4 protein-coding genes and 1 other RNA gene are annotated in these 3,937 nt (G+C 35.9%); 1 reads left to right on the plus strand and 4 read right to left on the minus strand.

Going from position 1 to position 3,937, the window contains the following annotated elements:
* Positions 1–433 precede the first annotated feature (433 nt).
* From GN157_RS08625 to GN157_RS08640, 4 genes are all read right to left on the minus strand, one after another.
* Positions 434–859: an SRPBCC family protein gene (locus tag GN157_RS08625; RefSeq protein WP_157482982.1), complete on the minus strand. Its 426-nt coding sequence runs from the start codon at positions 857–859 to the stop codon at positions 434–436.
* A gap of 225 nt (positions 860–1,084) precedes the next feature.
* The gene (locus GN157_RS08630) at positions 1,085–1,522 is read right to left on the minus strand and encodes a hypothetical protein (protein WP_157482984.1); all 438 of its coding nucleotides are present in this window, start codon (positions 1,520–1,522) and stop codon (positions 1,085–1,087) included.
* A 17-nt stretch (positions 1,523–1,539) separates the two neighbouring features.
* Positions 1,540–1,998, minus strand: coding sequence for a hypothetical protein (locus GN157_RS08635; RefSeq protein ID WP_157482986.1), 459 nt, complete (start codon positions 1,996–1,998; stop codon positions 1,540–1,542).
* A gap of 81 nt (positions 1,999–2,079) precedes the next feature.
* Entirely contained in the window at positions 2,080–3,135 is a 1,056-nt protein-coding gene (locus GN157_RS08640; RefSeq protein WP_157482989.1) for a glutaminyl-peptide cyclotransferase, read from the minus strand.
* A gap of 89 nt (positions 3,136–3,224) precedes the next feature.
* Here GN157_RS08640 and ffs point away from each other — a divergent pair.
* Positions 3,225–3,323, plus strand: an RNA gene (gene ffs / locus GN157_RS08645) — signal recognition particle sRNA small type.
* Positions 3,324–3,937: the final 614 nt, after the last annotated feature.

Raw genomic sequence — 3,937 nt, forward strand, 5'->3', positions numbered from 1 at the left:
CATACTGAGCGCAAAAGGGCTCCATACTACGCTTATTCGTGCTGTAATTGCGAGCGTAATGTAATGGAGCGTGGCAATCGTAATTAGATTACTTCATCGTTCCTCCTCGCAATGACAGTTGAGGTTTTGTCTTTTTGTCTTGACACAAAAGAACGAAAAAGTCAAGGCTATGGTTTCTCAGGCTATAAATTACCTCATTCGACTAAACCATCTGAACTCGGCTGTCGCCTCAAACAGCAGATGCTTTTTTACGCCTCTTTCACTAATTTATTTAATGCCTTTAAAACCTAATGCCGTTTGTTTCTGTTTTTCATTAAGAGATTTTTCGACTCCACTTCGTTACGCTCAAAATGACAGTTGAGTTTGTCATCCTGGCGGTAGGAAGGATCTCATTCAAAATTTAAAATTCATCATTTAAAATAATCAAAAAGACCTACTGTTCAATAAGTTCTTTAAGCCTGTTGGTTACCACTTCCCAGTTTTGAAGGGAGTGTAAGGCTTTTTCTTCGTCGTAATTGGTTTGTGAGATAGTGAGTTCTGTTCCTCCGGGAATTTTTTTTACCTTATAGGAAACCTCAAGGTAGTGATGAGGTTCATCGGGCAGGGCAGTCCAGCTGCTGTGATAGCTGTAAGAGAGGTTTTCGTTTTCGTTATACTCCAGTACAATACCTTTGTCTTCATACCGTGTGCCTTTGTATTCGCCATAAAAGCGAATGGGCTTTCCTACTTTCCATGTGGTTTCTAGATTGGAGCCAAAAAAATACTGCCTAACCATTTTGGGGTCGGTAAGGGCTTTCCATACATCACTAACATGGGCATTAACCACTGTTTGGTGTGTAATTTTGAAATCGGTTTGCATAGTTTTTTGGGTATTTGTTATTGCTTAGGTAAACAAATATAAATATCTCAACGTTGAGATAAAAGGAGGAATCCCATAAAAAGCTATGTTTTTAACAGATATTTTATTGATTGTCAGGTGGTAATTTTATAAATGGTTTGATTGGGAGTTATGGAGTTAAAAATGTAAAGACTTTTATTGTTAAGGGGATAACTAAAAGGAGTGTTAGTTTTTTTATTTTAAGTATTACTTTAAGCGATTAATTAAATATGATAATTCAGATTTAAGTTCTTCGTTGTGCTTTCGGGTTAGTTTTTTAATCTTTCTAAAAAACTGCTCACTCTTTTTATGTCCCATTACTATTTTAGTTGTAGTTTCTGAGTTTGTATTAGTATAACTAATACTATACGTACCTCCAGGGAAATAGGATAAGTTTAGATTTTCTGGGTCAGAATTATAATTTTTAATATAATCAAATAACTTGTTGTAAGTAGTATTGTCTAAATAAAAGGTGTAATTGAAAAAACTGTTTGTGACATAAGTATTACTGTCATTTTCTGTTTTTGGTAAAAAAATAATTATTGGATAGGGCTGGTCCATAGGTCCTAATGGCTTTACTGTTATACTTTGTGAATAACATGGCACAGAGATAAAAAACAAAAGAAGTAAGATGAAGTTTTTCATGATGATACTAAAGTTTATTACTCTTCTTTAACTAGAGTAAAATTCATGCTGTCAAAACGTGATTGATAGTAGTAAAAACCTCTTCTTAATTTTATTTGGTCTTGTATGATATCTCCGCTAAAAGTTGGTTCGCCTGCTTCTTCAAATGGAGGGTTTTCTATTTTAGAGCATTTAATTTTTTTAAACGGACTGGACAGCTCATCGCAAAATTTATAATTGTGTAGTGTAAAAGATAATTCATCTTTTTGAGAAGTGTTTTTTAATTTTATATCTGCCACAAAATGAATGTTGTCGTCATTACCATAATACTTACCTTTAATAATAGCCCCTTTTTTAAAGACTAGCTGTATATAATCAATTGTTTCGGTGTTAAGTTGAGAATGGTTTTGAAAACTATAGGTTCGTGTTGTGGTCAATGTATCAGTTTGACCAATAGTCACAATCATTAAAACAAGGTAAGGTAAAATAGTTTTCATGTATGATGGTTAAATTAACTCTTATTTTATAAATAAAAAGCTCCCCGAAGGGAGCTTATATATAACAGTGTAAAAACAGTTTTATTGTTTTACTCTTATTTCAAACATTTTATCCCAGTTTTTACCGGTAATAAAAATGGTTTTGGTTTTAGGGTTGTAGGCAATACCGTTTAGCACATCCATATCAGGGTGCATGGTAACCTGTTTTTTAAGCGGACTTATATCCAGTATATGTTCTACAGCTCCTGTAGCAGGGTCTATTACGGCAATACCGTCTGTTTGGTATACGTTACCGTATATTTTGCCTTCTATCCACTCCAGCTCGTTAACCGATTTTATTTTGCTGTTAGTAGTATATACATTTACATAATCAATCTCCTCAAGGGTTTTAGGGTCCAGTTTCCAAATCTTTTCGGTACCGTCACTCATATATATATACTTACTGTCATCGTGAGTAAGTCCCCAGCCTTCAATCTCTTTGAAGTATTTAAACTCTTCAAGCCTTTCAAAAGTATCGGCATTATACACAAACCCCGTGCGGCTTTGCCATGTTAGCATGTATATTTTATTGTCTACTACGGTGATGCCTTCGCCAAAGTATTTGCCTTCCAGTTCGGTTTTTTTGTATACTTCTCCGGTTTTGTAGTTGGTTTTACGAAGAGTAGATAGTCCGCGTCTTCCGGTACTTTCAATAAGCGTATCACGGTAAAATTCCAGTCCCTGTGTGTAGGCCTGCATATCGTGAGGGTAGGTATTAACCAGTTCGTACTCCAGTTTGGTAGGTGTAACGCCACTGCCCAGTTCTACACGCCCGGTAACTTCGCTGTTATCTCCGTCACTATAAACAAGTGCTTTGATGTTTTTGTACCCAAATTTTTCGTTTTCAAATTTAAAATCCAGTTTGGTGTTTCCGGTAACGCTACCCACTTTAGTGTCGTTTATGTAGTAAATAACCGAGTCGATAGTTGCATTTTTAGGGTTTTCTATACCTAAAGGAAACGTTTCATTAGGGTGATATAGCTGTTTTAGACCTGTTGTATCGAGCTTAAATAAATTTTTTTGAGAATTTTTTCCGCCGTCACAGCTCATTGCGGCAGCTCCCAATAAAATGAATGCTAATAAGTTATGTTTTTTCATGGTTTTATTAATAGTGATTACAATATACAATTGTATTTTACAATTGGCAATGACCTTTGCGAAAATACAAAAAGATTGTATATTTGCACCGGCAAGTCCTACACGACCAGCTCCTGTAGAATCCTCCAGGGCGGGAACGCAGCAAAGGTATACGGTTGTAGCGGTGCGATGTAGGTCGCTTGCCATTTTTTTATTTTATAAAAGCGGTCTCCCAATGGGAGATTTTTTTGTTTATAAGGAGTAGTTGTTTTTTTGTACTAATGCAAAAGAGCCAAAAAGTTTATAGGCTAATGCCGTTTGCCTACACTTGCTGTCATTGCGAGCGTAATGTAATGGAGCGTGGCAATCTTTTATTAGATTACTTCGTCATTCCTTCTCAAAATGACATTCAGGTTTGTCATCCTGACGGTAGGAAGGATCTCTTTTCCATTTCGACTGAAGTGATAACGTAACGGAGGAATCTCTTTTAGATTACTTCGTTGTTCCTCCTCGTAATGACGCACAGGCTTGTCATCCTGACGATAGGAAGGATCTCATTTAAAATTTAAAATTCATCATTTATAATAGAGTTGTTTATTGTCCTTTTGTCTTGACACAAAAGAACGAAAAAGTCAAGGCCATGGTTTCTCAGGCTATAAATTACCTCTTTCGGCTAAACCATCTGAACTCGGCTATCGCCTCAAACAGCAGATGCTTTTTTACGCCTTTTTCACTAATTTACTTTACGCCTTCAAAACCTAATGCCGTTTGCTTACTCTGTCGTTCTATTCTCATTGTCATTCCGATACGAAACGTAGTGTAG

The organism is Flavobacterium rakeshii (assembly GCF_009741375.1).
In the GTDB taxonomy this organism is placed as follows: domain Bacteria; phylum Bacteroidota; class Bacteroidia; order Flavobacteriales; family Flavobacteriaceae; genus Flavobacterium; species Flavobacterium rakeshii.